The organism is Virgisporangium ochraceum, assembly GCF_016863655.1.
GTDB lineage: Bacteria > Actinomycetota > Actinomycetes > Mycobacteriales > Micromonosporaceae > Virgisporangium > Virgisporangium ochraceum.
Genome location: NZ_BOPH01000080.1, coordinates 18050 through 44242 on the forward strand (window position 1 = coordinate 18050; position 26193 = coordinate 44242).

23 protein-coding genes are annotated in these 26193 nt (G+C 74.1%); 9 read left to right on the forward strand and 14 right to left on the reverse strand.

Annotated features, from left to right (window positions below; all coding sequences use genetic code 11):
- Window positions 1-162 precede the first annotated feature (162 nt).
- Window positions 163-789, forward strand: a complete 627-nt coding sequence (locus Voc01_RS26790) for a DUF6875 domain-containing protein (protein WP_203930325.1) — start codon at window positions 163-165, stop codon at window positions 787-789.
- Here Voc01_RS26790 and Voc01_RS26795 read toward each other — a convergent pair.
- Genes Voc01_RS26795 through Voc01_RS26820 form a run of 6 tightly spaced genes read right to left on the reverse strand, consistent with a single transcriptional unit; the run spans window position 719 to window position 10879 of the window.
- A complete protein-coding gene (locus Voc01_RS26795) occupies window positions 719-2206 on the reverse strand; it encodes a cation:proton antiporter (protein WP_203930326.1) in 1488 nt (495 codons plus the stop codon). The genes Voc01_RS26790 and Voc01_RS26795 overlap by 71 nt on opposite strands.
- A complete protein-coding gene (locus Voc01_RS26800; protein ID WP_203930327.1) occupies window positions 2203-2775 on the reverse strand; it encodes a flavin reductase family protein in 573 nt (190 codons plus the stop codon). The genes Voc01_RS26795 and Voc01_RS26800 overlap by 4 nt, the downstream gene beginning before the upstream one ends.
- Complete coding sequence (locus Voc01_RS26805; RefSeq protein ID WP_203930328.1) at window positions 2772-3845, reverse strand: class I SAM-dependent methyltransferase; 1074 nt, start codon at window positions 3843-3845, stop codon at window positions 2772-2774. Before Voc01_RS26805 ends, Voc01_RS26800 begins: the two co-directional genes overlap by 4 nt.
- A gap of 4 nt (window positions 3846-3849) precedes the next feature.
- Entirely contained in the window at window positions 3850-5217 is a 1368-nt protein-coding gene (locus tag Voc01_RS26810) for an MFS transporter (RefSeq protein WP_203930329.1), read from the reverse strand.
- Window positions 5214-9500, reverse strand: coding sequence for a non-ribosomal peptide synthetase (locus Voc01_RS26815; RefSeq protein WP_203930330.1), 4287 nt, complete (start codon window positions 9498-9500; stop codon window positions 5214-5216). Before Voc01_RS26815 ends, Voc01_RS26810 begins: the two co-directional genes overlap by 4 nt.
- A complete protein-coding gene (locus Voc01_RS26820; RefSeq protein WP_203930331.1) occupies window positions 9497-10879 on the reverse strand; it encodes an FAD-dependent oxidoreductase in 1383 nt (460 codons plus the stop codon). Before Voc01_RS26820 ends, Voc01_RS26815 begins: the two co-directional genes overlap by 4 nt.
- Before the next feature lie 495 nt (window positions 10880-11374).
- Here Voc01_RS26820 and Voc01_RS26825 point away from each other — a divergent pair, with 495 nt between their 5' ends.
- Window positions 11375-12715, forward strand: coding sequence for a condensation domain-containing protein (locus Voc01_RS26825; RefSeq protein ID WP_203930332.1), 1341 nt, complete (start codon window positions 11375-11377; stop codon window positions 12713-12715).
- Between the two features lie 52 nt (window positions 12716-12767).
- On the opposite strand, the gene Voc01_RS26830 is transcribed toward Voc01_RS26825, so the two are convergent.
- Entirely contained in the window at window positions 12768-13544 is a 777-nt protein-coding gene (locus Voc01_RS26830) for a hypothetical protein (protein WP_203930333.1), read from the reverse strand.
- 69 nt (window positions 13545-13613) lie between these two features.
- On the opposite strand from Voc01_RS26830, the gene Voc01_RS26835 reads away from it, so the two are divergent.
- Both Voc01_RS26835 and Voc01_RS54160 read left to right on the forward strand, forming a co-directional pair.
- The gene (locus Voc01_RS26835; RefSeq protein WP_203930334.1) at window positions 13614-14051 is read left to right on the forward strand and encodes a hypothetical protein; all 438 of its coding nucleotides are present in this window, start codon (window positions 13614-13616) and stop codon (window positions 14049-14051) included.
- Between the two features lie 2 nt (window positions 14052-14053).
- Window positions 14054-14185 (forward strand): hypothetical protein, encoded by a 132-nt coding sequence (locus Voc01_RS54160; RefSeq protein WP_275423759.1) that lies wholly within the window; start codon window positions 14054-14056, stop codon window positions 14183-14185.
- A gap of 16 nt (window positions 14186-14201) precedes the next feature.
- Here Voc01_RS54160 and Voc01_RS26840 read toward each other — a convergent pair whose 3' ends face one another.
- The gene (locus Voc01_RS26840; protein WP_203930335.1) at window positions 14202-14534 is read right to left on the reverse strand and encodes a hypothetical protein; all 333 of its coding nucleotides are present in this window, start codon (window positions 14532-14534) and stop codon (window positions 14202-14204) included.
- 120 nt (window positions 14535-14654) lie between these two features.
- Between Voc01_RS26840 and Voc01_RS26845 the strand changes: the two genes are divergently transcribed.
- The 4 genes from Voc01_RS26845 (at window position 14655) to Voc01_RS26860 (ending at window position 20924) form a co-directional block, all read left to right on the forward strand.
- On the forward strand, window positions 14655-17771 hold the full coding sequence (locus tag Voc01_RS26845) for an AfsR/SARP family transcriptional regulator (protein WP_203930336.1): 3117 nt from the start codon (window positions 14655-14657) through the stop codon (window positions 17769-17771).
- Window positions 17772-17855: 84 nt separating this feature from the next.
- Window positions 17856-18767, forward strand: a complete 912-nt coding sequence (locus tag Voc01_RS26850) for a hypothetical protein (protein ID WP_203930337.1) — start codon at window positions 17856-17858, stop codon at window positions 18765-18767.
- A 94-nt stretch (window positions 18768-18861) separates the two neighbouring features.
- Window positions 18862-20088 carry a hypothetical protein gene (locus Voc01_RS26855; RefSeq protein ID WP_203930338.1) on the forward strand — a complete coding sequence of 409 codons (1227 nt, stop codon included), beginning with the start codon at window positions 18862-18864 and terminating at the stop codon, window positions 20086-20088.
- A complete protein-coding gene (locus Voc01_RS26860) occupies window positions 20085-20924 on the forward strand; it encodes a patatin-like phospholipase family protein (protein WP_203930339.1) in 840 nt (279 codons plus the stop codon). The genes Voc01_RS26855 and Voc01_RS26860 overlap by 4 nt, the downstream gene beginning before the upstream one ends.
- A gap of 5 nt (window positions 20925-20929) precedes the next feature.
- Here the strand turns inward: Voc01_RS26860 and Voc01_RS26865 are convergent, their stop codons facing one another.
- The 3 genes from Voc01_RS26865 to Voc01_RS26875 all read right to left on the reverse strand — a co-directional run bounded on the left by Voc01_RS26865 (window position 20930) and on the right by Voc01_RS26875 (window position 22744).
- On the reverse strand, window positions 20930-21475 hold the full coding sequence (locus tag Voc01_RS26865; RefSeq protein WP_203930340.1) for a TlpA disulfide reductase family protein: 546 nt from the start codon (window positions 21473-21475) through the stop codon (window positions 20930-20932).
- Window positions 21476-21482: 7 nt separating this feature from the next.
- Window positions 21483-22031: a carboxymuconolactone decarboxylase family protein gene (locus tag Voc01_RS26870; protein ID WP_203930341.1), complete on the reverse strand. Its 549-nt coding sequence runs from the start codon at window positions 22029-22031 to the stop codon at window positions 21483-21485.
- Window positions 22032-22132: 101 nt separating this feature from the next.
- Window positions 22133-22744 (reverse strand): MarR family winged helix-turn-helix transcriptional regulator, encoded by a 612-nt coding sequence (locus Voc01_RS26875; RefSeq protein ID WP_203930342.1) that lies wholly within the window; start codon window positions 22742-22744, stop codon window positions 22133-22135.
- A 49-nt stretch (window positions 22745-22793) separates the two neighbouring features.
- Here Voc01_RS26875 and Voc01_RS26880 point away from each other — a divergent pair, with 49 nt between their 5' ends.
- Window positions 22794-23561, forward strand: coding sequence for an SDR family NAD(P)-dependent oxidoreductase (locus Voc01_RS26880; RefSeq protein WP_203930343.1), 768 nt, complete (start codon window positions 22794-22796; stop codon window positions 23559-23561).
- Window positions 23562-23613: 52 nt separating this feature from the next.
- Here the strand turns inward: Voc01_RS26880 and Voc01_RS26885 are convergent, their stop codons facing one another.
- From Voc01_RS26885 to Voc01_RS26895, 3 genes are read right to left on the reverse strand one after another with little or no spacing between them, the layout of a single operon-like run.
- Window positions 23614-24096, reverse strand: a complete 483-nt coding sequence (locus tag Voc01_RS26885; RefSeq protein ID WP_203930344.1) for a phytanoyl-CoA dioxygenase family protein — start codon at window positions 24094-24096, stop codon at window positions 23614-23616.
- Window positions 24097-24103: 7 nt separating this feature from the next.
- Window positions 24104-25627: a glycerol-3-phosphate dehydrogenase/oxidase gene (locus tag Voc01_RS26890; protein WP_203930345.1), complete on the reverse strand. Its 1524-nt coding sequence runs from the start codon at window positions 25625-25627 to the stop codon at window positions 24104-24106.
- A complete protein-coding gene (locus Voc01_RS26895) occupies window positions 25624-26193 on the reverse strand; it encodes a TetR/AcrR family transcriptional regulator (RefSeq protein WP_203930346.1) in 570 nt (189 codons plus the stop codon). Before Voc01_RS26895 ends, Voc01_RS26890 begins: the two co-directional genes overlap by 4 nt.

A 26193-nucleotide genomic window follows, 5' to 3' on the forward strand; every position in this document is an offset into this window, starting at 1 on the left:
GGTCAAGGGTCTATTGAGATAGACGAAACTGGATGGTCTTCAACGTAAAGTACCAGCTCAACACCGCTGAGAATGCGTGAGAAGCCGTGGAAAAAGAGTCGTCAATACCCTTATGATTCAGCGAGATCGAACCCCCGGAAATGCGTGCGGAAAGGTGGAACATTGTCTACCGGTGCCGAGGAGAGAATTGAGCTGGCGCGGCAGTGGATCACTGCTTTCACCACGAACAGACACCCCGATCTGGGCCGGGACGGCGTCGTGTGTCCGTACACCACGAGGGCGCTGCGCCGCCGGTACCTCACGTTCCACGCGTTCGACGCCGGCACCGGCGACGACGCGATGGTGGCGTTCGTGCGGCGGCTGCGCGACGACATCGCCGGCCGCGCCGGCGCACTCGGGTCCGACGCCGTGTACCTCGTGCGGATCGCCGTGCCGTACGGCCTGCCCGACGCCGACCTGAAGGCGATGGTCGGCCGGGTCCACGCGCGCACGCGCGCCGAGTTCGTCGAGGGTGGCTACATGGCCGGTGACTTCTGGCCCGACCATGCCGCGGGCGGGCTTCACAACCCGGCCTTCCGGCCGTTCGCGAGCCCGTTGCCGCTGTTCGGGGTGCGCCACATGGTGACAGCGGACCTCGCCTTCTTCTGCATGCCGGACGTCCCGCCGGACGTGCGGGTGGACTATCTGGCCCGCTACCGCCGCGTCTTCGGTGACGGGCTCAACGCCCACTGGACACAGCGGCTGGTGGAGGCCGAGACGCGGGCGCGGCGGGAGCAGCGGGCGGCGTGACCGTCGCCTCCCGCGGCGGCCCGCCGGCGCTCCCCGCCGCGGCCGGGCCGCCGAGCACAGTCATCAGCGGCCCGGTCATCGCCGTGGTCGCCAGCGCGACGAGCACCAGCACGGTGAGACCGAGGTCGTTGATGAGGTGGTACTGCCAGCCGATCGCGGCCACCACGATCTCGGTCACGCCGCGGCAGTTGAGCAGGGCACCGAGCCGCAGCGACTCCCGGGCCGGCAGCCCGGCGAGGCGGGCTGCGCCGCTGGCACCGAGGAACTTGGCACCGCACGCGGCGGCGACGACAGCGGCGAGGAACAGCCACCGCACCGGGTCCGCGCCGAGCAGCCCGACCGACGTCGCGAGGCCGACCCCGGCGAAGAACAGGGGCAGCAGCACTGCCATCGCGAAGCCGCGCAGCCGGTCGTTGAGGTCCTCGACCACCGGCACGTCGCGGGGGACGAGCACACCGAACAGAAACGCGCCGATCACCGGGTGCAGCCCGAGCACCTGCGCGCCGGCCGCGTAGGCGATCGCGCCGCCGAGCAGCACCGGCAGCAGGATCTGCGCGGCGTCGGCGCGCCGGCCGGCCCACCGCACCGCCACGGCCAGCGCCGGCCGTACCCACAGCACGCTGACCGTCAGCGCGGCGGCGATCGCGACGGCGGTGACGGCGGCGGTACCCGCACCCGACGGGCCGGCCGCGCCGAGCAGCGCGGCGAGCCCGACCCACAGCACCACGTCGCCGACGGCCGCACTCCGCAGCGCCAGCGCGCCGAGGCCGGTGCGGATCAGGCCGAGGTCGGTGAGGATGCGCGCCAGCACCGGAAGCGCCGTGATCGACAGCGCCAACGCGAAGAACAGCGCCGTGACGACCGGCCGGTCCGCCGGGCCGGCGACCGACCCGGCGCCGAAGACGCCCATCACGGCCAGCCCGGCCGCGAACGTCAGGCCCATCGACCCGGTCACGACGATGGCGACGGTGCGGTGCCGGGCGGCCAGGTCGCCGGTGCGCAGCTCGCAGCCGAGCAGGAACATGAACGTGACGAGCCCGAGCTGGGCGGCCAGACCCAGCGCCGACCGGACCTCGGCGGAGAACAGGGTCGCGAGCGCCGACGGCCACAGCGCGCCGAGCACGGACGGCCCGAGCAGGATCCCGCCGAGCACTTCGCCGACGACCGCCGGCTGGCCGAGCCGGGTGGCCGCCGCGCCGAGCAGGTGGCAGACGACCACGACCACCGAGGCGGCCAGCAGGAACCGGGCCAGCACGCCGTGTTCCGGTCCGCTCAGCAGCCGCGGGGTCACCAGCACGAGGACCGCGGCGGCCAGCAATGCCGCGACGGTGCTCGCGAACCGCCGCGGCCACCGCCCGCCCGCCCGGCGGGGCCACCACGCCACGGCCGCCCGTGGCCCGGTGGCCGGGGTGTTCACGCCGACTCCCGGTGGGCGACCGGTTCGGCCGCGCGGCACAGCGGAACCGGTTCGGTCGCACGGGACACCGGAACCGGTTCGGCCGTCAGGGACACCGGCCCGGGCCAGGCGGAGAACTGCCGCCGGCCGTAGAGCAGCGGGTCGCCGCCGGTACAGGAGACCGCCTCCACCTCGCCGAAGACGACCTCGTGGTCGCCGGCGGTCACCGTGCGGCTGACCCGGCACTCCGCCGCCGCCACCGTCTCGGCCAGCCACGGCACCCCGGCCGTCGGCGAAGGGCACCACCGGACGTACCGGAACCGGTGCGGCACCGGCGCGGCGAACAGCTCGGCGATGGGACGGGCGCGGTCGGCCAGCAGGTTCACGGCGAACCAGCCACCGGCGACGGCAGCCGCGAGCGTTCCACTGTGGACGTTCAGGCACACCAGCAACGTGGGCGGGTCGACCGTGACGCTGCTCAGCGACGTGCACGTCATGCCGTGGGGGCTGCCGTCCGGGTCGACGGCGGTGACGACCGCGACCCCGCTGGGGAACGAGCTCATCAACGACCGGAACGCGGCACCGTTCATCCGGACCCACCACCCCGGCGGCGGGCCATCAGCAGCACGTGCGTCGGTGACCGGTGCAGCGGCAGCTCGCGCGGCGGATCGCACCCGGCCTCCACCAGCCAGGTGGCCAGCGTCACCGGCGGGTAGACCTGACCACCCTGGGTGTGCCACAGGTTCAGCGCGAAGCACCGCGTGAACGCCTGCTCCACGACGCCGGCCCGGGCCTGCGGTTCGGTCTCCAGCACGGCGACGATGCCGCCGGGCCGGGTAGCGGCCACGGCGGCGCGCACGAGGTCGCGGGCGCGGTCGGGGTCGAAGCCGTGCACCACGTTGAACAGCAGGACGACGTCGTGACCGGCGCCGCCGCCGACCCCGTCGGTGAGGTCCCCGTCGGTGAGGTCACCGCCGTGGAACGCGACCCGGTCGGCGAGGCCCTCCGCGGCGACGACGTCCCGACCGATGTCCACGGCGGCCGGCAGGTCGACCACGGTGGCGGTCAGCGCCGGGTACCGGCGGCAGAACGCGACGCTGTACCAGCCGTGCCCGCCGCCGAGGTCCAGCAGCCGGGAGGCACCGTCCGGCACCGGCATCCGCTCGACCACCTCGTCGGCCAACCAGCCGGCGAGACCGCGTTGCAGCCGCTGGAACCGCTCCAGCCGGTCGGGATCCTTGACCAGCCAGGCGTGGAAGTCGGCGCGGGGTGCCCGGCCGCGCAGCACCGAGGGGAGGGTGCCCCACAGCTCGGTCACGATGGACACCCACAACGACAGGACACCGGCGTACCCGCCCGAGGCGCCCAGCCACCGCTCGGTCGCCGGCCGGTTGGCGTAGCGCCTGCCCTCCCGGTCCAGGTAGCCGACCGCGACGAGCGTGTCGAGCAGGACGGCCAGGCCGTCGGGCCGCAGGCCCAGCGCGGCCGCCAGGTCGTCGGCGTCGCGGGGCTCCGCGCCGAGGGCCTCGAAGACACCCACCTCGACCGCCGTCACCGCGGCCTGCGCGGCCATCAGGCCCACCAGGTCGAGCATCGGCGTCGGTGCGTCCGCCGTGCGCAGGTAGGCACGCACCTCGTCCGGGGGAAGGTCCAGCGGCATCGCGTCACCTCACTGCGGTCGTCTCGGCGGGCTCGTCTGCGGGCTCGTCTGCGGGCTCGTCTGGAGGCGCGGTTTCGGGGACCGCGTCGGGCAGCTCGGTCTCCAGGCGCCGCAGGCGCGGCACCGTCGCCACGACCACGGCGAGAACGACGAGCAGCCCACCGGTCACCAGGAAGAGCGCGGCGATGCCGCGGCCGGGACCGACGCCGACGAGCCGGCCCACGGTGGCGGCGAGCGACCCGCCCGGTTCCAGCGCGGGGTTCGTGAGGTTCTCGGCCACCGGAGCGGCGAGCAGGTACGCGACCGGGGTCGCGGCCTGGGTGAGCGTGTGCACGGTGCCCATCACCCGGCCGAGGGCGTGCTGCTCGACCTTCAGCTGCAGCACCGTGTGCGCGCAGCCGTTGACGACCGGCAGGGTGAACAGGAACACCGGGGCCATCAGCCCGATCAGCAGTGCCGACGGGCGCAGCGAGTGCGCCGCCATGGCCAGGCCGCCGATGAGCGTGAACACCCAGACGCCGGTCATCTTGCGGCGGGGGCCGCCCCAGACGCCCATCGTCATCGCGCCGACGAACAGGCCGCTGCCGCCGGCGAACATCAGCACGCCGAGCGTCGCCGCGCCGGCGAAGGACAGGATCAGCGGCTGCACCAGCACACCGGCCGCGGCGAACGCGAACGTGAACGCGGTCAGCACCGACACCAGCCCGGGCAGGCCGGTGTGGCCGCGCAGGTACCGCAGGCCGTACATCAGGTCGCTGCCCAGCGACGGGAGCTCGGCCGGCCGCTCGGGCCGCAGCACCGCGCGGGGCAACCGCACGACGCACAGGGCACCGATCGCGATGACGAACGTGACGAGGTCGATGACGATGACCCCGCCCATGCCGACGGTGGCCAGCAGCGCGCCCGCGCCCAGTGGCGCCGCGATCTGCGCGGCCCAGGCCGCCTGCATGAAGCCGTTGGCCCGGCCGAGGTGGCGCTTGGGGATCAGCAGCGGCGTCATCGCCTGGTACGCGGTCTGGTGGAACGTGCCGCACGCGGCACCGACCGCGCCGGCGACGTAGAGGTGCCAGACCTGCAGGTGCTCCGACACGTAGAGCACGCCGACGGTCGCCGTCGCCGCGGCCGTGAGGCAGTCGGTGACGACGAGCACCACGCGCCGGTCGAACCGGTCGACCGCGACGCCGGCGAACGGCCCGATCAGCATGCTCGGCAGCACCGACGTGACCATGATGAGCGCGAACCCGGTCACCGAACCGGTCGTCTGGTACACCCAGACGCCGAACACGAACCCGGTGAGCGCGGACCCGACGCCCGACAGCACGGAGGTCAGCCAGACGCCGACGAACCGGACGACGTCACCCCGCGCCGTCATGACAGCGCACCCAGCTGGCGCCGCAGCAGCGCCCGGTCCGCCGGCGGGCACACGATGCCGGCCTCCGCCAGGATCCGCCCGGTCGTGGAACAGTCGAACCGTGGCCGCCGGTGCTGCGGCGGCTCCTCCGGAAGGTCGACGAGGAACGGGTCCAGCGGCACGGTGTCACCCCGGTCTCGAACGGCGAGGATCCGGGCGCGCCAGTCGGGCCAGGGGACCAGGCGCACCGGGTGCCCGTGCTCGCGCAGCGCGGCCGCGATCTCGGCCTGGCTGATCGTCGCGGTGTTGAAGTAGTGGTGGTCGCCCGGGTCACGCCGGGCGGTGATCAGGTGGGCGATGCCGGCGGCGACGTGGTCGACCGGCGCGAGGTCCTCCTCGTACGCCAGGTCGGGCACGGCACCGACCTGGACGTAGGTGGCGAGCGTCCGGTTGAAGTGGTCGTCCGGGTTCGAGCGTCCGGTGCGGCTGTGCCCGCTGATGCGGGCCGGCCGGTGGACCGTTGTCGGGATACCGCGTCCGCGGGCCAGCCGGACGAGCGCGTCGGCGACCCACTTGCTCTGGTTGTAGCCGCCGTACAGGCCCGTCGGGTCGTCGGGCGGGTCCTGTTCGCCGACGGGCGCGTCGACGTACGCCTTGCCCAGGTAGACGCCGAGCGTCGACACCAGGTGCAGCGGGATGCCGCCGCCCAGCGCCGACAGGCGCAGCAGGTCGACCGCACTGTCCACATTGGTCGGTCGCAGCCGGTGGTACGGCTCACCGAAGTTGACCAGCCCACCGTTGTGGCAGATCACGTCGACGCGGGCGGCCAGGTCGGCGAGGGCGGCGGCGTCGAGCCCGAACCGCGGGGTGCCGAGGTCGCCGGCCAGCCCGACGATCCGGTCGTCGGTGGGCGCGTCGAGGCCGTAGCGGCGCAGGGCGTCGCGGATCCGGTCGGCCGCCCGGTGGTCGTCGTCGGCGCGGGCGAGGCACAGCAGGGTCGCGCCGGTGCGGGAGAGCAGTTCGGCCACCAGGTGCGCGCCGAGGAAGCCGGTGCCGCCGGTGAGCAGGATCGTGGGACGGTCGGGGACCGGCCGCCGCGCGCCGGCCGGCACGATGTCGGCGGGGAGCACGACCTCGGCGCGCAGGTCGGGCTCGGCGTGCTCGACCGGCCCGCCGGTGACGAGCGCGGCCAGGTCGGCCAGGTCATCGGTCTCGAACATCGACCGCAGCGGCAGGGTGACGCCGAGCCGGCGCCGCACCTCGGCGAGCAGCCCCGCCATCAGCAGCGAGTGGCCGCCGAGGGCGAAGAAGTTGTCGTGCCGGCCCGGGTACACCCCGAGCGCGTCGGCCCAGATCTCCGCGATCGCGGTCTCCGCCGGTCCCCTCGGCGGCTCGGCGGACGCGGCGTCGGCGGCCGGGGGAAGCGCGGCCTCGTCGAGCTTGCCGTGCGCGGTGCGGGGAATGACCGGGACGGCCGTGTACACCGCGGGGACCAGGGCGTCGGGCAGCCGTCCGCGTAGGAACGCCCGCAGCCCGTCCGGGACGTGCCCGTCGTCGGTGACCACGTACGCCAGCAGCCGGTCGGCACCGGGCGCGGCGACGACCGCCACGTCGGTGACCGACGGGTGCGCCACCACGGACGCCTCGACCTCGGCGGGCTCGATCCGGTGGCCGTTTATCTTGACCTGCCGGTCGATCCGGCCGAGGAACTCGAGCGTACCGTCGGACCGGCTGCGCACCAGGTCGCCGGTCCGGTACATCCGGCCGGTGCCCCGGAACGGGTCGGCGACGAAGCGTTCGGCGGTCAGGTCCGGCCGGCCGAGGTAGCCGCGGGCGAGGCAGTCGCCGCCCAGGTACAGCTCTCCGGGCGCGCCCACCGGTGCCCGGTTGCCGTAGCGGTCCAGGACGTAGGCCCGCACGTGCGGCAGCGGCCGGCCGATCGGCAGGTGGGTGGCCGGGTCGCCGGTGGCCCTTGCCGCTGCGGCCGTTCCGGCGTTTCCGGCGGTTCCGGTGGTGGCCGCCGGGACGTGGTGCGTGGTGGCGCAGACGGTCGCCTCGGTGGGGCCGTAGTGGTTGAACAGCTCAACCCGGCCGCCGGTCACCGCGGTCCAGGCGTCGACAGCGGTCGTCGGCACCCGCTCGCCGCCGACCATTACCGTCGAGACGGTCCAGTCGCGCGGCGGTGGCGCGGACCCGAAGTCGGTGGTCCAGCGCCGCCACAGCGACACCGGCACGTCGATCGCGGTGACCGCGTGCCGGGCGGTGAACCGCAGCAGCTCCGCTCCGTCGAGGGACGCCGGCCGCGGGTGCAGCACGAGGGTGGCGCCGCACGACAGCGCCGGGAACACGTCACCGACCGAGGCGTCGAACGTCAACGGGGGCACCATGAACAGCGCCTGTGCCGCGTCGAGCCGGTGCACGTCGACGAAGGCCCGCGTCAGGTTCGCCAGCGTCGCGTGGGTGACCTGCACGCCCTTGGGCCGCCCGGTCGACCCGGAGGTGTAGACGACGTACGCGAGCTGGTCCGGTCGCACCGACGTCTCCACCACACCGTCGGCACCATCCGATGTGGACAGTACGGTGCCGGCGAAGCCCGCGAGCGTCGCCCGGTCCGGTGCGTCGGCGACCGCGACGCCCACCCCGGCGTCGGTGAGGAGGTCCAGGACCCGGGCCGGCGGGTGGGTCGGGTCGATCGGCAGGTACGCGCCGCCGGCGCGCAGGACGGCCAGGATCGCGACGATGGTGCCGGTCCGGGACGGGGCGAGCACCGCCACGACCGACTCCGGGCCGACGCCGTGCCGCCGCAGGAGCGCGGCCAGCCGCGTACTCCGCTGTCGCAGCTCGGCGTAGGTGAGCGAGCCGGTGTCGCTCGACACCGCCAGGGCATCCGGACGCTGGCGGGCGATGTGGTCGGTCACGGCCACGAACGGTGGACCGTCCACCTGGGACAGCTCGACCCCGTCGTGCAGGTCGACCTCCCACAGCCGCCGCTCCGGATCGGTGGTGAACGCGGTCAGCAGGCGCACCACGTGGTCGCAGAACCGGTCGATCGTCGCCGCGCCGTACAGGTCGGCCGCATAGTCGACGGTCACCTCGACCGTCTCGCCGTTGAGCACGATCACCGTGAGGTCGAAGCGGGCCGGCGGCGCGCCGAGCTCCCACCGCTCGGTGGTGAGCCCCCGCGGCAACGGCGGATCGTCGAACCCCCCGGGTTCGACCACCAGCATCACCTGGAACAGCGGGTTGTGTCCGCGCCCGCGCGGCACCCGGAGCGCGTCGACGACCGCGTCGAAGGGCAGCAGCTTGTGCCCGAGTCCACGCAGGACGGTGGTGCGGGCCGTCCGCAGGACCTCGCGCAGCGTCGGGTTCCCGGTCGGCCGGACCCGCAGCGCCAGCGTGTTGGCGAACATGCCGACGGTACGTTCCAGCGCGGGCGTGTGCCGGGTGTCGGCCGGGGTGCCGACGACGACGTCCTCCTCGCCGCTGTGCCGCGCGAGGGCCGCTGACACGGCCGCGAGGTACAGCGTGAACGGGGTGCACCGTTCGGCGCGGGCCAGCGCGCGCAGGTCCGCCGCGAGGCCGGCGTCGAGCACCCTCGTGTGCCGGCCGGATGTCAGGCTCGGGGTCTGCGGGCGCGGCCGGTCCGTCGCAACGGTGCTGAACCGTGGGGCGTCGGCCAGATGGGCGCGCCAGTACGCCAGGTCCGCATCCCGACGGTCGAGGGCGGATCCGGCGAGCCAGGCCGCGTAGTCGGGGAACTGGGGCGCCGGCGGCGGCTCCGGCGGACCGGCGCCCTCGGAGACCGCCCGGAAGTGGTCGAAGAGCTCCGACAGCACCACGCCGGTGCCGGCGCCGTCGATGACGATGTGGTGCACGCACACCACGAGGAGGTGGTGGTCGGCGGCGAACCGGTACAGGGCGGCCCGCAGCAGCGGCGGGCTGGTGAAGTCGAACGGCCGGCGGATGAGGGCCGCGGCCAGCTCCCCGGCCCGCCGCTCGCGCTCGCCGGCCGGGACGTCGGTGAGGTCGACGACGTCGAGCGGGTCGGCGGGTCCACTGTGGACGAGCTGGCGGGCCCGCCCGTCCACCTCCACGATCGCGGTGCGCAGGGCCTCGTGCCGGCGGACCACGGCGGCCAGCGCGTCGCCCAGCGCGGCGACGTCGAGGGGACCGCGCAGGCGGTAGCCCCACCAGTTGTGGTAGGTGGAGCCGCCGAACCCGGCCCGGTCGAGGAACCACAGGCGTTCCTGGGCGGGGGTGAGAGGAACCGGCGCGTCGGACACGCGGCGCGGGATGTCGGTCACAGGGTCCCCTTTCGCATGCGACGTAGCGCGACCGTCGCGGCGACAGCGCCCGCACCGACAGCGCCCGCACCGACCACGGCCGAGGTGAGAAGCGCGTTCTGCCGCCGGGACCGGCGCAGCGCGTCGCCGTACGGGGTGGTGCTGTGCGAGACCATCGCGTACAGCGGGCGCCACGCGGTCGGGAAGAGCCGGTTGAGCCACAGGTCGGCCCGGGATCTGGCGAGATGCCACGGTGACCGGACCCGGTCGCGCAGCTCGACGAAGTTGCGCATCGACAGGTCGGCCAGGACGTCGGTGTGCGCGCGGCGCAGCCCTTGGAACTCGGCGAACGCGGCGGCCCGGTCGTCGGGGTGGCGGTGCAGGCACTCGTCGAGCACCAGGCAGTCCTCGAACGCCGCGTTCATGCCCTGGCCGTAGAACGGCGTCACCGCATGGCAGGCGTCGCCCACGAGCACCGCGCGGTCGCGGTCGTGCCAGGTGTCGGTCCTGATCGTGACCAGGTGCGCGACCGGGTGCGCGTCGTACTGCGCGGCGAGGTCGGGGATCAGCTCCGGCAGGTCGGGGAACCGCGCCGCCAGGAACGCCGCCGCCGACCGCGGGTCGGACAGGGTCGCGAAGCTCGACGCGCCCTCCAGCGGCAGCAGCAGCGTGCAGGTGATCGAGTTGTCGATGTTCGGGTGCCCGACGACCAGCCCACCGTCGCTGGGCCACAGGTGCAGCGCCTCGATCGGGGTCCGCGCCGACCCGTCGTCGTTCGCCGGGATCGTCAGCTCCTTGTAGCCCCAGTCGATGAACTCCCGGCGCAGGCTCGCGGGCCGGCCGCGGTGCAGCTGCTGGCGGACCGCGGAGAACGCCCCGTCGGCGCCGACGATGAAGTCGCCGTGGTGGGTGCGCGTCGCGCCGGTCTCCGCGCCGGTCTCCGCGCCGGTCTCCGCGTCGGTGACGGTCACAGTGACGTTCGCGGTGTCGACCGAGACGCAGCGCTGACCGAAGTGGAACCGGACGCCGGCGTACTTCTCGGCGTTGTCGACGAGGACCGCGTTGAGCTCGTTGCGGCGGATGGAGTGCAGCACCTCGTCGGGCCGGGTGCCGTACGCCTGGAAGGCGAGCGTGCGGTCGGGGCGGTGGATCATCCGTCCACGCATCACCACCAGCCGTCCGGCGAGCGCGTCCCAGAGGCCGACGCGGTGCAGCGCGCGGATTCCCCGCGCCGACATGCCCAGGTTGATCGACCGGTCGCCGCCGCTGGAGACCGCGCCGCGCGGGTCGCCGCGCCGTTCGACGACGGTGACCTCGTACCCGCGACGGGCGAGGTAGACGGCGAGCAATGAACCGGACAGCCCCGCGCCGACAATGAGCGCGCGTTGGCACCTGGGCACGGACGACCTCCGAAAGGACCGATTCCACCCGTGAAACGGGACGGTGGGAACGTGGCAACTCGGCGCCGACAACGCTGGGGCGCGGCCTAAGGAGTGGGGTGAACCGGTTCAGTGGACAGCGATTCTGTCGACCCGCGTCGACGTAAGTCAAGGGCTGAAAGTGCACATCAATTCACGGTGGATGCAATGGTGGGCTATGCCTGGCTATCGGGCGGAGGGGTGCGTAAATGGCTATCGGTCCCGGTACCGCCCTTTCAGCCCGAATAGCGATGACAGTAAACGCGCGTGAACTGGAGATATCGATGAACATGAGATTGTGTCCCACGGCGTGGGAGGGTGTGACCGCGCTTGTCAAACATCGCCATTCGGCTGATCCGTACCCACTGAAAAGTCGATTAACATCGTTCATCACCGGACGCTCAGCGCAATTGCGGATCATGACTGAAGTGAATGGTTGGAATCAGCTGTCAATTGGTGTGAAAGGATGTGCCGGGCATGACCACCAGCTATGTCCCGACGGGTTCGTCGGACCTGCTCGTCGCGCGTTTCGCCGGTGGCCGGTCCGGTACCGAGGTCATGACCTGGGGTCAGCAGTGCATGTGGATCGCGACCGCGAAGATGGGCCCGGCCAACTACTTCCTGAACATGCGCCGGCTGGTGCCGTTGTCGGTCCGCGCCGGGATCCGGCCCGCCTCGGTCGCGACGGCAGTCGGGGAGCTGATGGGGCGGTACGAGGCCCTGCGGACCCGTTACTCCACAGTGGACGGTGAGTTCCGGCAGACCGTCACCGACGTCGGTGAGCTTGCGCTGGAGTCGGCCGAGGCCGACGGCACGGGCGACCTCGACGCGGTCGCCGACACCATGTGCGACCGGATGTGGCGGCGGCCGTTCGACTACGACAGCGAGCTGCCCCTGCGGGCCGGTGTGGTCACCCGCGACGGCATCGTCCGGCGGATCGCGCTGGTGTTCAGCCACCTGTCGGTCGACGGCTACGCGATCGACCTGCTGCTGCGCGATCTGCGGCTGATCCTGCTCCGCGGACGGCAGCCCGCGTTCACCGGCTGGCATCCGCTCGACCTGGCCCGCGCGGAGGCGACCACGCGGGCCGCGGCGAACGCCCGCGCCGTGCGGTACTGGGCCGACCGGTACCGCGTCATCCCGCCGACCATGTTCCCGGAGGTGGCCGGGTTCGCCGACCCGCCGTTCCAGCGGTACCTGCTGTCCTGGCCGGCCCTCGACGCGGCCGTGCGCGAACTGGGCCGCCGCCACCGCACCAACACCTCGACGGTGCTCCTGGCCGCGACCGTCGACCTCGTCGGCCGGCTGACCGGGCACGACACGGTCGCGGCGCAGATCCTCGTGAGCAACCGGTCGCAGCCGGGACACGACGCGCTGGTCGGCACGCTGGTCGAGGGCGGGCTGCTCGTCGTCGACGTCGCCGACCGTCCCCCGCTGGCGGACCTCATCCCCCGCACCTGGCAGGGCGCGCTCCGCGCGTACCGCAACGCCTACTACGCACCGGTCGACCGCGAGGACGCCACCGACCGGGTCAGCGCGGAGCGCGGCACCGAGATCGAACCGTACTGCTGCTTCAACGACATGCGCCAGGGCGGCGACGACAGCGCGCCGGCCGCCTCCGTCGACACCGGCGGACCCCCGGTGCTGGTGGTCGAGGAGCCACCGAAGCGGATGCACTGCCGCTTCTGCGTCCAGCTCGACCACACGCCGGCCGGGCTCGGCGTGCGGCTGCTGGCCGACACCCGCTACCTGCCGCCGGACGCGATGCGCGGGTTCCTCCACGAGCTGGCCGACCGGGTCGTGGCCGCCGCGTCCTGAACGCTACGCCGGCACCCCGTCGGCGCCGGCACCCGTCGACGGCCGAGACCCGTCAGGCGCCGGACGGTTCGGTCCAGGCGGTCGCGACCGCGCCACCGAACTGGTGACGCGTCTCCGCGAACGACGACTGGGACAGGGTGCTGGCGTTCACGCCCTGGCTCGCGGCGTACGCGGTGCCCTGGTCCTGGTCGAGGGTCTCGAACCACATCCGTTCGCCGCCGGACACGACACCCATGCCCCACCGGGCGGGCAGGTCGGCAACGGCGGCCGTGAAGACAACGAGCGGCTTCATGTCGGCTTCCTCCTCCAGGTCGGGGTCGGGCAGGGGAGTGGTCGGGCGGAACGGTTCGAAGTAGCGGACGAACAACGACGTCTTGTCCTGGCCCTCGGAGTCGCGGAAGTAGGAGATGTGCGTGTGCGACTCGTGGTCGTCGCTTCCGGAGTCGGGGAGGATGCCCAGCGCGTCGTACCTCGTCACCCCGCCGGAGGGTGAGCGGCGGCCGATGATCTCGCGGATGTTGCGCGTGTCGGCCGTCCCCGCGCGGCACTGCGCGATGAGCCAGGAGGTCAGCTCGTACAGCTCCCGACCGGACAGGCCGCCGATGTCGAGGGCCATCGCGGCGTTGCTGCCCGGCCGGTCCAGGTCGGTCTGGCGCTTGGAGTAGTCGGTGTGCAGCTTCCCGATCCGGGCGAGCACGTCGTTGCCGACGTGGTAGCCGCCCTTCGACCGGTGCGACTGGTCACCGACGATCCCGATCGAGGCACCGGGGATCCCGCGGCTGATCAGGTAGTTGCGCGCCTGGGTCAGGGCCGGATCGGGGTAGCTCATCGACCTCCACCTTCCGCGGTTGGTCCGCTGGAGTTTACGCATCGCGCCGACATGTGCCAGCGTGAGGCGATGATGACGCTGCTACCGGGTCACGGCGTCGACCTGCCGTGGGCGGGCCGGTCGCTGCGGTTCGGCATGACGCTCGACGCGGTCCGCGGCGGTGTCGAGCCGCACGCGGACCTGCGCGACGCGTTCGTGTGCGGCTCGGGGTGGGCGAAGGAGTTCGCCGCCGGCGGCCTACGGGTCTGCGTCTTCGCCGACGAGGCCGGCGCCCTGTCCGGGGTGTCCGCGACCCGCGCGCCCGACGACACGGCCCACATGCCGGTCGGCCTCCACGACATCGACCTGTTCGGATGGCCGGTCGGCGAGGTCCTCGACGCCCTGCGCGACACCGGCCGGCGCGTCCGGGCGACCCGCACCAGCGCCTGGGTCGACGGCGACCTGCACCTCGACTGGGCCCGTCACGCGACGTTCGTCGGCCACCTGTGCCTGTACGCCCTCCGCTGAGGATGAGGCGCCGCCGGCCGGGCACGGGCACCGTCGAGGTCGCGTCCGCGCACCGCGAGCACGGCCGGAGCATCAGCCCCGGTGAGGCCGTCGCCATCGACCGGATCACGGCCGCGGTGGGCGCGTCCGCCTGATCCGAAAGCGCGGGACCTACGGCTCGCCCGCGTCGCGGGCGACCAGCGCGTCGAGCTGCCGCAGCGTGGTCCGTGCCCGCCCGGCGGCCAGCGACACGACCTGCGGGTCGAGGGCCGTCCCGATGTTGACCGTCGTCACCGGGTCCCACGGCGGGGCCGGCTGCGCCAGGTGGGCGACCAGCGGGTTGAGGTCGGGGTCGAACACCGCGTCGCCGACGTTCGGGATGTGGTCGAGCGTCACCGGCGCCGACCGGTGGTAGCCCGTCTCGCCGGCCCGGTACTCCGGTCGCGGCGTGGTCGCGGTGCAGTGTGCCGGGTCGCACCAGCTCGGATGCTCCAACTCCGCCACCGGATCCTCCCTGTCGCCCGCGCCCCCGCGTCGGCCGTCCCCGCGTCGGCTCCCGCAGGGTGAACGAGACACCCGCCGCCCGGTGACGACCGATCACTATGCTGGGCGCCGGGGGTGGCCATGATCGATGCGTACTTCCGCATCCTCGGCCCGCTGGAGGCCGTCCGGAACGGCGCGCCGGTGCGCATTCCGTCCCGCCGTCAGCGCACGGTCCTGGCGACCCTGCTGCTCGACGCCGGCCGCACGGTGTCGGTCGACCGGTTGACCCGCGCGGTCTGGGGCGAACGGAGCCCCGACACCGCGCGCACCCAGATCCACCACTGCGTGTCGCTGCTGCGGCGCCGGCTCGACGCACCCGACCTGATCGGCACCCGGTCCGCCGGCTACCTGCTCGCCGCCACCGCCGACCACCTGGACGCGCTGGCGTTCGAGCGCTCCGTCCACACGGCCACGCAGCTCACCGCGCGGCACGAACCGGCGGCGGCCGCCGACGAGCTGCGGCGCGGGCTGGCGTTGTGGCGGGGCCCGGTGCTCGCGGAGCTCGACAGCCCGCTCGTCGCCGCGGCCGTGCGCCGGCTGAACGACCGTCGCCTGGCCGCGTGGGAGCAGGTCGCCGAGCTCGAGCTGGCCCTGGGCCGCGAGCACGCGCTCGTCGTCGACCTGCCCGGGGTGCTGGCCGAGGCGCCGATGCGCGAACGGCTCGCCGAGCACCTGATGGTCGCCCTGTACCGGTGCGGCCGCCAGGCCGAGGCGCTGGAGACCTACCGGCGGGTCCGGTCCGCGCTGGTGGAGAGCCAGGCGCTGGAGCCGGGCGCCGGCCTGCAGGAGCTGCAGCGTCGGATCCTCACCCGCGATCCGTCGCTGCGGGACGCGGAGGCCACGCCGGCGCCGCGCGGACCGCACGGTCCGTCGGTGGGGATCGCGTCGGGACCGGCGCGGGCCGCGTCGGTACCGGCACACACCCCGTCGGGACCGGCACAGCTGCCGCCGGTGCCCGGCGACTTCACCGGCCGCGAGGTGCCGCTCGAACGGATCACGGCGACGCTGGGCCGACCGCGGTCGGCGCTGCCGGTGGTGGCGATCAGCGGGCCGCCCGGCATCGGCAAGTCCACGCTGGCGCTGCGCGCCGCCGACCTCGTCCGTGGCCACTTCCCCGACGGCCAGCTCTACGTCGACCTCGCGGGTGCGCGGCCCGACGCGCTGGAGCCGCTGGCCGCGCTCGGACGCTGCCTGCGGGCGCTCGGCGTGCCCGACTCCGCGCAGCCGGAGAGCCTCGACGAACGGGCCGCCGCGTTCCGTGGCCGGCTGGCCGACCGGCGGATCCTCGTCGTCCTCGACGACGCCGGCTCGGCCGGGCAGGTGCGTCCGTTGCTGCCGGGCGCGGCGACGTGCGCCGTCCTGGTCACCTCCCGGCAGCGCCTCAGCGGGCTGGCCGGCGCCACGCACGTCCCCCTGGAGACCTTCACCCCGGCGGAGGCCGCGGGCCTGCTCACGCGGGTGGTCGGCGCCGACCGCGCCGACGCCGAGCCCGACGCCGTCGAGGAGATCGCGCGGTTGTGCGGGCACCTGCCGCTGGCGGTGCGGATCGCGGCGGCGCGGCTGGCCTCCCGGCCCGGGTGGCCGCTGTCGCGGATGGTCGAACTGCTCCGCGACGAGGTGGCCCGGCTCGACGAGCTCGCGGCCGGTGACCTGCAGGTGCGGGCCAGCCTGACGGTGGCCTACGAGGCGCTGCCGGCCGCCGCCCGGGCGGTGTTCCGGCTGGCCAGCCTGCTGGACGCGCCCCGGTTGCCCGTCTTCGCGGTCGCCGCCGCGCTCGACTGCCCGCACCGGCAGGCACGGGCGCTGCTGGAGCTGCTGGTCGACGCGTCGCTGCTGGAGCCCACCGGGGGCCGGTACCGGTTCCACGACCTGATCCGCCTCTTCGGCCGCGAACGGGCCGTCGCCACCGACGACGCGGCCACCCGGTCCGGCGCGCTGCGCCGGGCCTTCGGAGCCTGGCTGGCGTGCCTGGAGACGATGGTCGACCGGCACCACACGGGCACCCTCGCGCTGATCCGCACGACGGCGACCCGGTGGACGCCGGCGGGGACGACGTCCGGACCGGTGCCGGGTGTGGATCCGATGACCGGGGAGGACGACCCGGTCGAGTGGTTCGACGCCGAGGCGGCCGCGCTGCCGGCGGTGATCCGGCAGGCCGCCGCGCTCGACGAGGCCGCTGTCGCGTGGCACCTCGCCGCGGCCGCGCAACCGTTCTACGAGCTGCGCGGCGGCTACGCGGAGGCGCTGGAGTGCCACCGGGTCGCGCTGGAGGCGTGCCTGCGCGCCGGCGACCGGCTCGGCCAGGCCGTGATGCTGCGCAACCGGGCCGACCTGTGGATCGAGCGCCCGGGCGCGGACCGCAACGACAAGGTCCTCGACGCCCGGTCGGCGCTCGAGCTGTTCCGGGACCTCGGCGAGGAGCGGGGACTGGTCGACGCGCTCACGCTCTGCGCCGACAACTGGCGCGTCTTCGGCGACCACACCACCGCCGGACAGCTGCTCGCCGAGGCCATCGACACCGCCGCCCGGATCGGCTACCCGTTGGGCGAGCGCAACTCGCTCCTGCAGCTCGCCATCATCGAACGCGAACGGGGCCGCCCCCACGTCGCGCTGGCGCTGGCCGAGCGGTACCTGGCCCTGGTGGAAACCGGAACGAGCCGGCGCGACCACAGCGTCGCGCTCAACGTGGTCGGGCTGATCTGCGGGGTGGTCGGCCGGGTCGACACCGCGGAGCGGCTGTTCGTGCGGGCGCTGGAGATCTCCCGGGACGCCGGTGACCGCGCGCAGGAGGCCTACACCCTCGTGCGGCTGGGCCAGCTCCTGGCGCCGCAGAAGCGCCCGGAGGCGCGCGACCTGCTGACGCGGGCGCTGGAGACCTGCCGCTCGATGGGCCTGCGGTTCGGCGAGGCGATCGCGCTGCACGGCCTCGGCGAGCTGGAGCTGGCCCACGGGCACCCGCGGCGGGCCGTCCGGCACCTGGAGCGGGCCACGGCGATGGTCTCGGACATGCGCTCGGCCTTCCTGCGGGCGGTGATGCTCACCGACCTCGGCGAGGCCCGGGCGCGGACCGGCGCCCACCGGGCGGCCCGGCGGGCGTGGACCACGGCCGCCGACCTCTTCGACGGGCTCGGCAACACCGCCGGGGTGCACCGCGTCCGCACCGCGCTCGACGCCCTCCCGCAGCCGCCGACCCGGTAGCGGATCGATAGGGATCCGGTCGCCGCCTCGATCACACTCTGACCCGGAGCGGATCGGGCCGGATGTCTACGGGGGACAGTCAGGGTGGATGTGATCGCGACCGATGGCGGGCGCCGGTTGACGGTGTCCGGGAGCTATCTCGACGAGGCCCGGGAGTGCCTGACGAACGCCGGGCGCGACCAGTGCCTCGTGCTGATCCGGCCGGGGGAGTACCCCGGGCTGCGGGCCGCGGCCGTCGACGTCCTGGCGGCGACGTTCCTGGAGAAGGACGGGGTCGAGCCGGAGTCCTACGCGCGGCACCTGGCCGAGCTCGAACCGCAGCACTTCGTGCTGCTGCTCAAGGACGGACCGGCGGGACCGGTCCCGGTCGGCGCGGCACAGATGTCGGTGCACGAGCGTCGGCCGCCCGACAGCGTGCGCGACATCGGGACGGTGTTCGGCCACGACGTCACCGAGGTCTGCGCCAGGACGGTGGCGCCGAGCGGCCGCACGCTGCCCGACCTGTCCGCGGACCTGCGGTCGGTGGCCGGTGTCGAGGCGCTCGCGGTGTGGCCGGAGTACCGGGTGGCCCGGGCCGCACCGTATCCGCACCTGTTGTACGCACAGGTGATCCGCTACCTGGTGCACCGCGGCGTCCGGTACATCACCGCGATCCTGGACATGCGCCGGGGCGAGGTGTTCACCCAGCTGCAGAGCGCGTTGCGGGGACCGTTCACCGCGTACGGCGTGCCGATCCGGCCCCGGGTCTACTGGACCGAGGGGCGCTGGGCGCACCTGTGCAACCGGGAGGTCCCGCTCGACGCCGACGGGCAGCCGCTGGTGTCCGTGCCCAACTGCAGCGCGCCCGCCTACATCGAGGTCGCGTCGTGGCTGGACCGCATCCGCGCCGGCGACCTGCGTGACCGGGTCGCCTACAGCCGCATCGTCGGTGACGGGCTGACCCGGTACGCGGCGTTCGACCCGAGCTTCGAACGGGACCTCGTGGCGTCGACGTGACACCGGCTCCGGGGCAGCGCGGGTTGCGCCGGTCTGGTAAGACATCGGTCTCCGCGCCGATGTGGCGCCTCAGCCCGCAGAGGTGGGATCACCAGTGACGCCGCCGCCGAACCAGCCCGGGTCGCCGGAACAACCGGAACAGCCACCGCAGCACCAGCCGGACCCACCCCAGCCGTCCCAGCCGGAGCCGTCCCAGTCGGAGCCCTCCCAGTCGGAGCCCTCCCAGCCGGAGCCGCCCCGGCAAGATCCGTCCCAGCCGCACCAGTACCAGGCCGGGCCGCCGCCGCAGCAGCCGTCCGCCGCTCCGGGCGGGTGGGATCCGGCCGCGCCGGGCGGGTGGGATCCCGCCTCGGCGTCGGGGGTGCCGCACGGCGGGTACGCCGTGCCGCCGCCCACGTTCGGCTACCCCACCGGCGACCCGGTCTTCGACCCGCTGATCAGCCCCGACTACAACGGATGGTTCAGCCGCGCGACGGCACTGGTCAAAGCCGGCTGGCGCCCGCTGGCCGCGCTGCAGGCGATCGGCGTCGTGGCGGTGATGGTGGTGCAGCTGCCGGTCATCCTGTGGACGGTGTCGGTCGCCAGCGACCTGTCGTACACCGTGGAGGACGACCCCACTGGCACCGCTGACCTCGGTCCGCTGTTCGGCGTGATCGGGCTGGCCCTCGCCGGTGGGTTCCTCTCGATCGTGGTCGCCGCGCTGGTGACGCTGGCGAGCATCCGCGTCGGGGTGGCGGTCGCGACCGGCGCCGAGCCGAACGTCGGCGAGGCGTTGCGCGGCTCGATGGGACGCATGTTCCCGTTGCTCGGGTGGCAGATCGTGGCCGGGCTCCTCATCGTCGTGGGCGTGTGCGCGTGCGTCCTGCCGGCGATCTACCTGTACGTGGTGTTCATGACGGTCCCGGCGGTCGTCGCGTTCGAGCGGACGAACGTCATCTCCCGGTGTTTCCAGCTGTTCCACCGGGACCTCGGGGCGGCCGTGGCCCGCCTCGCGACGATCCTGGGCTTCACCATCGCCGCCAGTGTCCTCGGCGGGATCATCGACGCCATCATCAGCTCGGCCACCGGCGCCTCGGCCGGCCAGTTCGAGGCGGTGCCGAGCGACGTCACCACCGGCGCGCTGATCGGCGGCTACCTGCTGTCGACCCTCGTCGCGGCGCTGATCGGCGCGGTCGCGGCCGTGTTCACGTCGCAGCTGACCCTCACCGCCTACGCCGACCTGCGTGCCCGCGTCGAACCGCTGTCGACGCCGGTGCTCGCGTCGGAGCTGGGCCTGCAGCCACCGGCGACCGCGGCGGGGCCGGCCCCCACGACCTGGTGACGCGCGCCCTGGTACTCGGAGGCGGCGGCATCACCGGGATCGGGTGGGAGATCGGTCTGCTCAGTGGGCTCGCCGCCGCCGGCCTGGACGTCGACGCGCCCGACGTCGTCGTCGGCACGTCCGCCGGATCGGTCGTCGGTGCCCAGCTGTGCGGCGGCGTCCCGCTCGAGGAGCTGTACGAGCGTCAGCTGGCGCCACCGGCCGGCGAGCTGGCGGCGACCCTGGGGCCCCGCGTGCTGATGCACCTGGCCGCCACCGGCCTCGGCCGCGACGCCCGGGCGGCCCGTGCCCGCCTGGGCCGGCGGGCGCTGCGCGCGACGACCGTCCCGGAGGCGGAGCGCCGGGCGGTCATCGCGGGCCGGCTCGCGCGTCACGAATGGCCGGAGCGGCCCCGGTTGCTGGTCACCGCGGTCGACGCCGAGACCGGCGAGGCGGTGACCTGGGACCGCGACAGCGGCGTGAGCCTTGTCGACGCCGTCGCCGCGAGCTGTGCGGTACCGCTGGTGTGGCCGCCGATGACGGTCGGCGGCCGGCGCTACATCGACGGCGGTGTCCGGTCGTCGACCAACGCCGACCGTGCCACCGGATGCTCCCGGGTGGTGGTCCTGGCGCCGGTCACCGCGGCCGTCCGGCGGTCGGGCCGGGTGTCGCGGCAGCTGGCCTCGCTCGGTCCGGACGTGCGTGCGGTGGTCTGCACGCCGGACGCGCGGGCGCGGTCGGCGGCCGGTCGCAACGCCCTGGACCCGGCCCGGCGGGCGGCGGCCGCCCGCGCCGGTCGCCGTCAGGCGGCCGAGCTCGCACGGGCGGTCGCCGCCGTGTGGGACCGCAACCGGTAGGGGGCCTACGCCGCGACCTCACAGGCGTCGTCGGTGCACCCGGCGTGCGGGGTCGCGGTCGCGGTGTCGTCGCGGTCGTCGCCGTCGGAGCGGTGGTCGGCGTTGGAGCGGTCGGCGAGCAGGCCGCCCAGGGCGAGCCCCATGGTCAGCTCGTCGGGGGCGCCGAACAGGTGCTGCCGCACCTGGCCGCCCGCGTCGAGCAGAAGGATGCTCGGGGTGCCGCGCAGCCCGAGGCGCCGCATCGTGACCGGCGCGCTGTGCCCGTCCTCGTGCTCGTCGACGCCGACCGGGAACGTGACGTCGAACTCGTGGAGGTAGGCGGAGAGCGACTCCGGTCGCATGCCGTCGTGGTGTTCGAAGACGGTGTGCAGACCGACCACCGTGAACCGACCCCGGGACTGGCGGTGGAGCTTCTCGACGACGGGCGTGGCGCGGTGGACGCACGACGGGCACAGCATCTGGAACGCGTACAGCACCACGGGTCTGCCGCGGAGGTCGTCGAGCCGGACCGGCTCCGGTGTGTTGAACCACCTGCTGACGGACAGCGTCATGGCCGGGTCAGTGGTTGACGGTGGCACCGGTGACCGCCGGGAAGTCGAGCGTGGTCTGACCGACCGAGTTGAAGTAGTTGGTGAACGTATTGAGGGCGACCGCCGCGACGATCTCGCCGATCTCGCCGTCGGAGTAGCCCGCCGCGCGGACCGCGGCCAGCTCGTCGTCGCTGACGAAGCCCCTGGTCGCGATGACCGCCTTCGCGAACGTCAGCGCGGCCTGGACCTTCGGGTCCGACGCCCGGGCGTCACGCCCGGCGACCAGGTCGGCCTCGCTGAGCCCGGCCCGCCCGCCGAGCACGGTGTGGGCGGCGAGGCAGTAGCCGCAGTCGTTCTCGACCGCCGCGACGAGCGCGATCTGCTCCTGCACCGCGGCCGGCAGGCGGCCCTTGGACAGGGCGCCGCTGAACTGCAGGTACGCGTCGAGGACGGCGGGGGAGCCCGCCATCGCCCGCATCATGTTCGGCGTGGTTCCCAGGGCGCGCTCGACCTTGGCGAGCAGTGCACGGGCGGCCGGCTCGGCGGTGGCCGGGTCGACGGTGGCGAGACGTGGCATGACGGACCCCTCTGTTCGTCCAGTGCTGTTGGCACTGCCATCATTTGGCACTGCCAACAATATCGGGACGACGGCGGAGCACAAGGGGCTGTGACGTGGATCTAGTCGCGGGCCTCGTGGTCGGGGCAGGCCACCCGCAGCTCGGCGTCGCCGAACGGCGCGTCGACGAAGGCGCAGTGGTGGGGGCGGCCGGTGCCGGCCGGATGCGCGTCGGGCACGAAGAACCGGCACGTCAGGCACATCCGGGAGATCGGGATCGCCCGCCGGTCCTGCAGCTCGCGCATGAGCGTCACGGTGCCGCGCAGCATCGCGGCGAGGTCCTCCGGCGCCAGAGCCGCCACGGCGCCCTCGAGGGTGCGCGACACCTCCGACAGCCGGGCCGCCTCGGTGCGGCCGGCGGCGGTCAGCGCGAGCCGCAGCGCCCGGGCGTCGGCCGGGTCGGGCGTCGTCTCCACCAGTTCCTTGCGCCGCAACGCTTTCACCGCATCGGAGACCGTCGGCGCCGTCGACGCGAGCGTCTCGACGATCTCGCCCTGCCGCAGCGGGGCGCGGCTGTCACCGAGCAGGGCGACGATGTCGGCCTGCAACGGCGACAGGGTGTGCGGACCGGCGTTGCGCCGGGCGTCCATCCGTACGGCCTGGCCCAGCCGGGCCAGGCCGATCAGCAGCTGGCTGGCCGGGGGAGGACCGGGCACCTCGGTTTCGTCCGGCACCCGCCCAGCGTAACGACCATGGGTCGGCGTTTCGTGCGACCGTGTACCCATGTCGGTACTGGAGTCGTTCGGGTTGGCCGGTCGGGTGGCCGTGGTGACCGGTGGCAACCGCGGCCTGGGCCGCGCGTTCGCGCGCGCGTTGGGTGAGGCCGGCGCCAGCGTGGCGCTGCTGGTCCGGGATGTCGACGGCGCGGCGCCGACCGTGGAGGAGCTGGAGGCGCGGGGAACGCGGGCGCGGGCGTTCCGGGCCGACGTCACCAGCGGCCCGGAGGTCCAGCGGGCGGTGGGTGAGATCGTGGACGCGTTCGGCCGCATCGACATCCTCGTCAACAACGCCGGCACGTGCGTACACCGGCCGGCGCTGGAGGTCACCGACGCCGAGTGGAACGAGGTCATGGAGACCAACGTGACCGGCGTCTGGCACTGCTGCCAGGCGTTCGGCCGGCACATGGCGCAGCGGGGCGGCGGCACGATCGTCAACATCGGCTCGATGTCGGCGCTGATCGTCAACCGGCCGCAGTGGCAGCCGGCGTACAACGCGTCCAAGGCGGCGGTCCACCACCTCACCCGGTCGCTGGCCGCGGAGTGGGCGCCGCTGGGGATCCGGGTCAACGCCCTCGCGCCCGGATACGTCAAGACCGAGATGGCACCGGTCGACGAGCCGCGGTTCCGGCAGCACTGGATCGACGACGTCCCGATGCGGCGCTACGCCACCCCGGAGGAGATCGCGCCGAGCGTGGTCTACCTGGCCAGCGACGCGTCCGCGTTCATGACCGGGTCGGTCCTCGTCATCGACGGCGGTTACACGGCCTTCTAGCGGGCGCACCCGCCGTCGCGGTCGGGGCGGAGGTGGGGACGGGCGAGGTCGGTCACGCCGAGGTGGGCGTACGGGTCGGTGCCGGCGACCATGACGATGTCGCGGTGGTCCCACTCGGCGAAGGAGACGCCGTCGGGCGCGCCCACCACGGCAGCCGCGACGTGGCGCTCATGTAGTGGTTGACCAACGCCCGCCGCAGGCCGCGCCGCCCGGTGTTGGGCAGCGACCGGTGCAGCAGGTAGCCGTTGAAGAACACGACGCCGCCGATCACCCGCACCAGAACGTCCACAATGGACGGAAGTGCCATGGCGGCGGCCATCACCGGCGACAGCTCGTGCGGGTAGTGGACGCACAGGTACCGGCGGATGACGTCGTCGTCGGTGTCGCCGGGCGTGGGCGGAACGAGGCCGTCGACGGGGCCGAGGCCGCCTCGGCAGATGCGCAGCGCCTCGGCGCGGAGGCCGTCGACCTCGGCCGGGGTCAGCAGGCCGGGCACGACCGCGCACCCGTTCGTGGCGTACCCGGCCAGGTCCATCTGACCACTATGCGGTGAGCAGCGCGGTACGCGCCGCCGGCAGTGCCCGTTCCCGGGTGGCCGGCACGAGCCCGATCCGGGTGCGGCGGTCGAGCAGGTCGGCCTCGTCCAGCGCCCCTTCATGCCGGACGGCCCACAGGAGCTCGGCCGCGCTCACGCCGGTCCCGTCGGCAATGGGCGCGAGCAGCGCCGCGTCGCCCGCGGCCCCGGCCACGACGGCCGCCGCCTCGACTCCGTACCGGGCGACGAGCCGGGCCGGCGCGTCGACGCGGGCCAGCTGATCCGGCGCGCCGGCACCGACGAGCGGCAGCCGGGCCGTCCGGCACCGGCCGGCGGTCAGCCCCGCCGCGGTGACCGCCGCGTCGACCGCGTCGCGGGCGGTGCTGCGGTAGGTGGTCAGCTTGCCGCCGACGACCGTGGTGACGCCGGCCGGCGAGGTGGTGACCTCGTGCCGGCGCGACAGTTCGGCGGTGCGCACCGCCGTTCCGGCCAGGAGCGGACGCAGCCCGGCGAACACGCCGACGACGTCGGCCCCGGTGACGGCCGTGTCCAACCCGGTGGCGAGCACGTCGAGCAGGAACGCGATCTCGGCCGGGCTCGCCGCGGGGACGTCGTCGACGGGACCGTCGACCGGCTCGTCGGTCAGGCCGGCGTAGACCAGCCCGTCCGGCTGCGGGAGCGCGAACACGAACCGGTTGCGTTCACCGGGCACCGGCACGATCAGCGCGGCCGTGGGGTGCCCGAGGGTCTCGGCGCGGAGCACGAGGTGCGTCCCGCGTGACGGTCGCAGCCGCACCGTCGGGTCGAGCCGCCCCGCCCACACGCCGGTGGCGTTGACGACCGCCCGGGCCCGCAGCTCGTGCCGCTCACCGGTCGTCGTGTCGCACACCGACGCGCCGCGGGCGTGCAGCTCCTCGACGCGGCACCGGGTCAGGATGCGGGCGCCGTGGGCGGCGGCGGTCCGTGCCAGGGCGACGACGAGCCGGGCGTCGTCGACGAGCTGGCCGTCCCACTGCACGATCCCACCGCGCAGCCCGGCGCGACGGACAGCCGGGACCCACCGGGTCACCTCGGCGGCGCCGACGCCGCGCGACCGGGGGAGCACGGCGGCCGGTGTGCCGGCGACGACGCGCAGGGTGTCGGCGGCCGCGAAGCCGACCCGTGTCAGCGCCGCCCGCCGCCGCGAGACCGACGGGGTCAGCGGCAGCACGAACGGCAGCGCGGTGACGAGGTGGGGCGCGGTGCGCCGCAGGAGCACGTCCCGTTCGACGGCGCTGCGGTACGCGAGCCCGACGTGGCCCGTGGCGAGGTACCGCAGCCCGCCGTGGACGAGCTTGGAGCTCCACCGGGAGGTGCCGAACGCGAGGTCGTGCGTGTCGACGGCCGCGACGGTCAGGCCGCGGGCGGCCGCGTCGAGGGCGACGCCGGCACCGGTGACGCCGAGGCCGACGACGAGCACGTCGACGACGGTGCCGGCGGCGAGGTCGGCGAGCTCGCGCTGCCGTCGGCCGGCGTTGAGGGAGGCACTCACGGCGCCAGGTACCGGTCGAGCAGCGCGCGCAGCTGCGCGTCGAGGTCGGCGACGCCCACGTCGTCGGCCATCGTGTGGGCGGAGAAGACGAAGCCGTGCGCGCTGAGCAGCAGGGTGCGCGCGATCAGCGCCGGGTCGCCCGTGCGCAGGGACCCGTCGGAGCGGCCCTCCCGGATGGCCGCGGTGAGCCGGTCGAGGATGCGGTCCTGGCTGGTGCCGCGCCGGTCGACGAGGTAGGGCAGCAGGATCTCCGGGTCGAGCTCGACGATGCGCCGGAACACCGGGTGCGACCGCAGCGCGCCGACGCCGTGGACGATGCCCTCGACCAGGCGTTCGCGGGCGGTGCCCTCGACGGTGAACCGGAAGAGCGTGCTCCACTCGCGGGTCATCAGGTCGCCGATCAGCGAGCCCATGTCGGGCCAGCGGCGGTACACCGTCATGCGGGAGACCTTGGCCCGCCGGGCGACGTCGGTCAGTGTCGTGCGCCGGAGGCCGACGGCGAGGACGCAGGCGCGGGCGGCGTCGAGGATCAGGTCGTCGGGCCCCCTGTGACACTCTGACGTCAT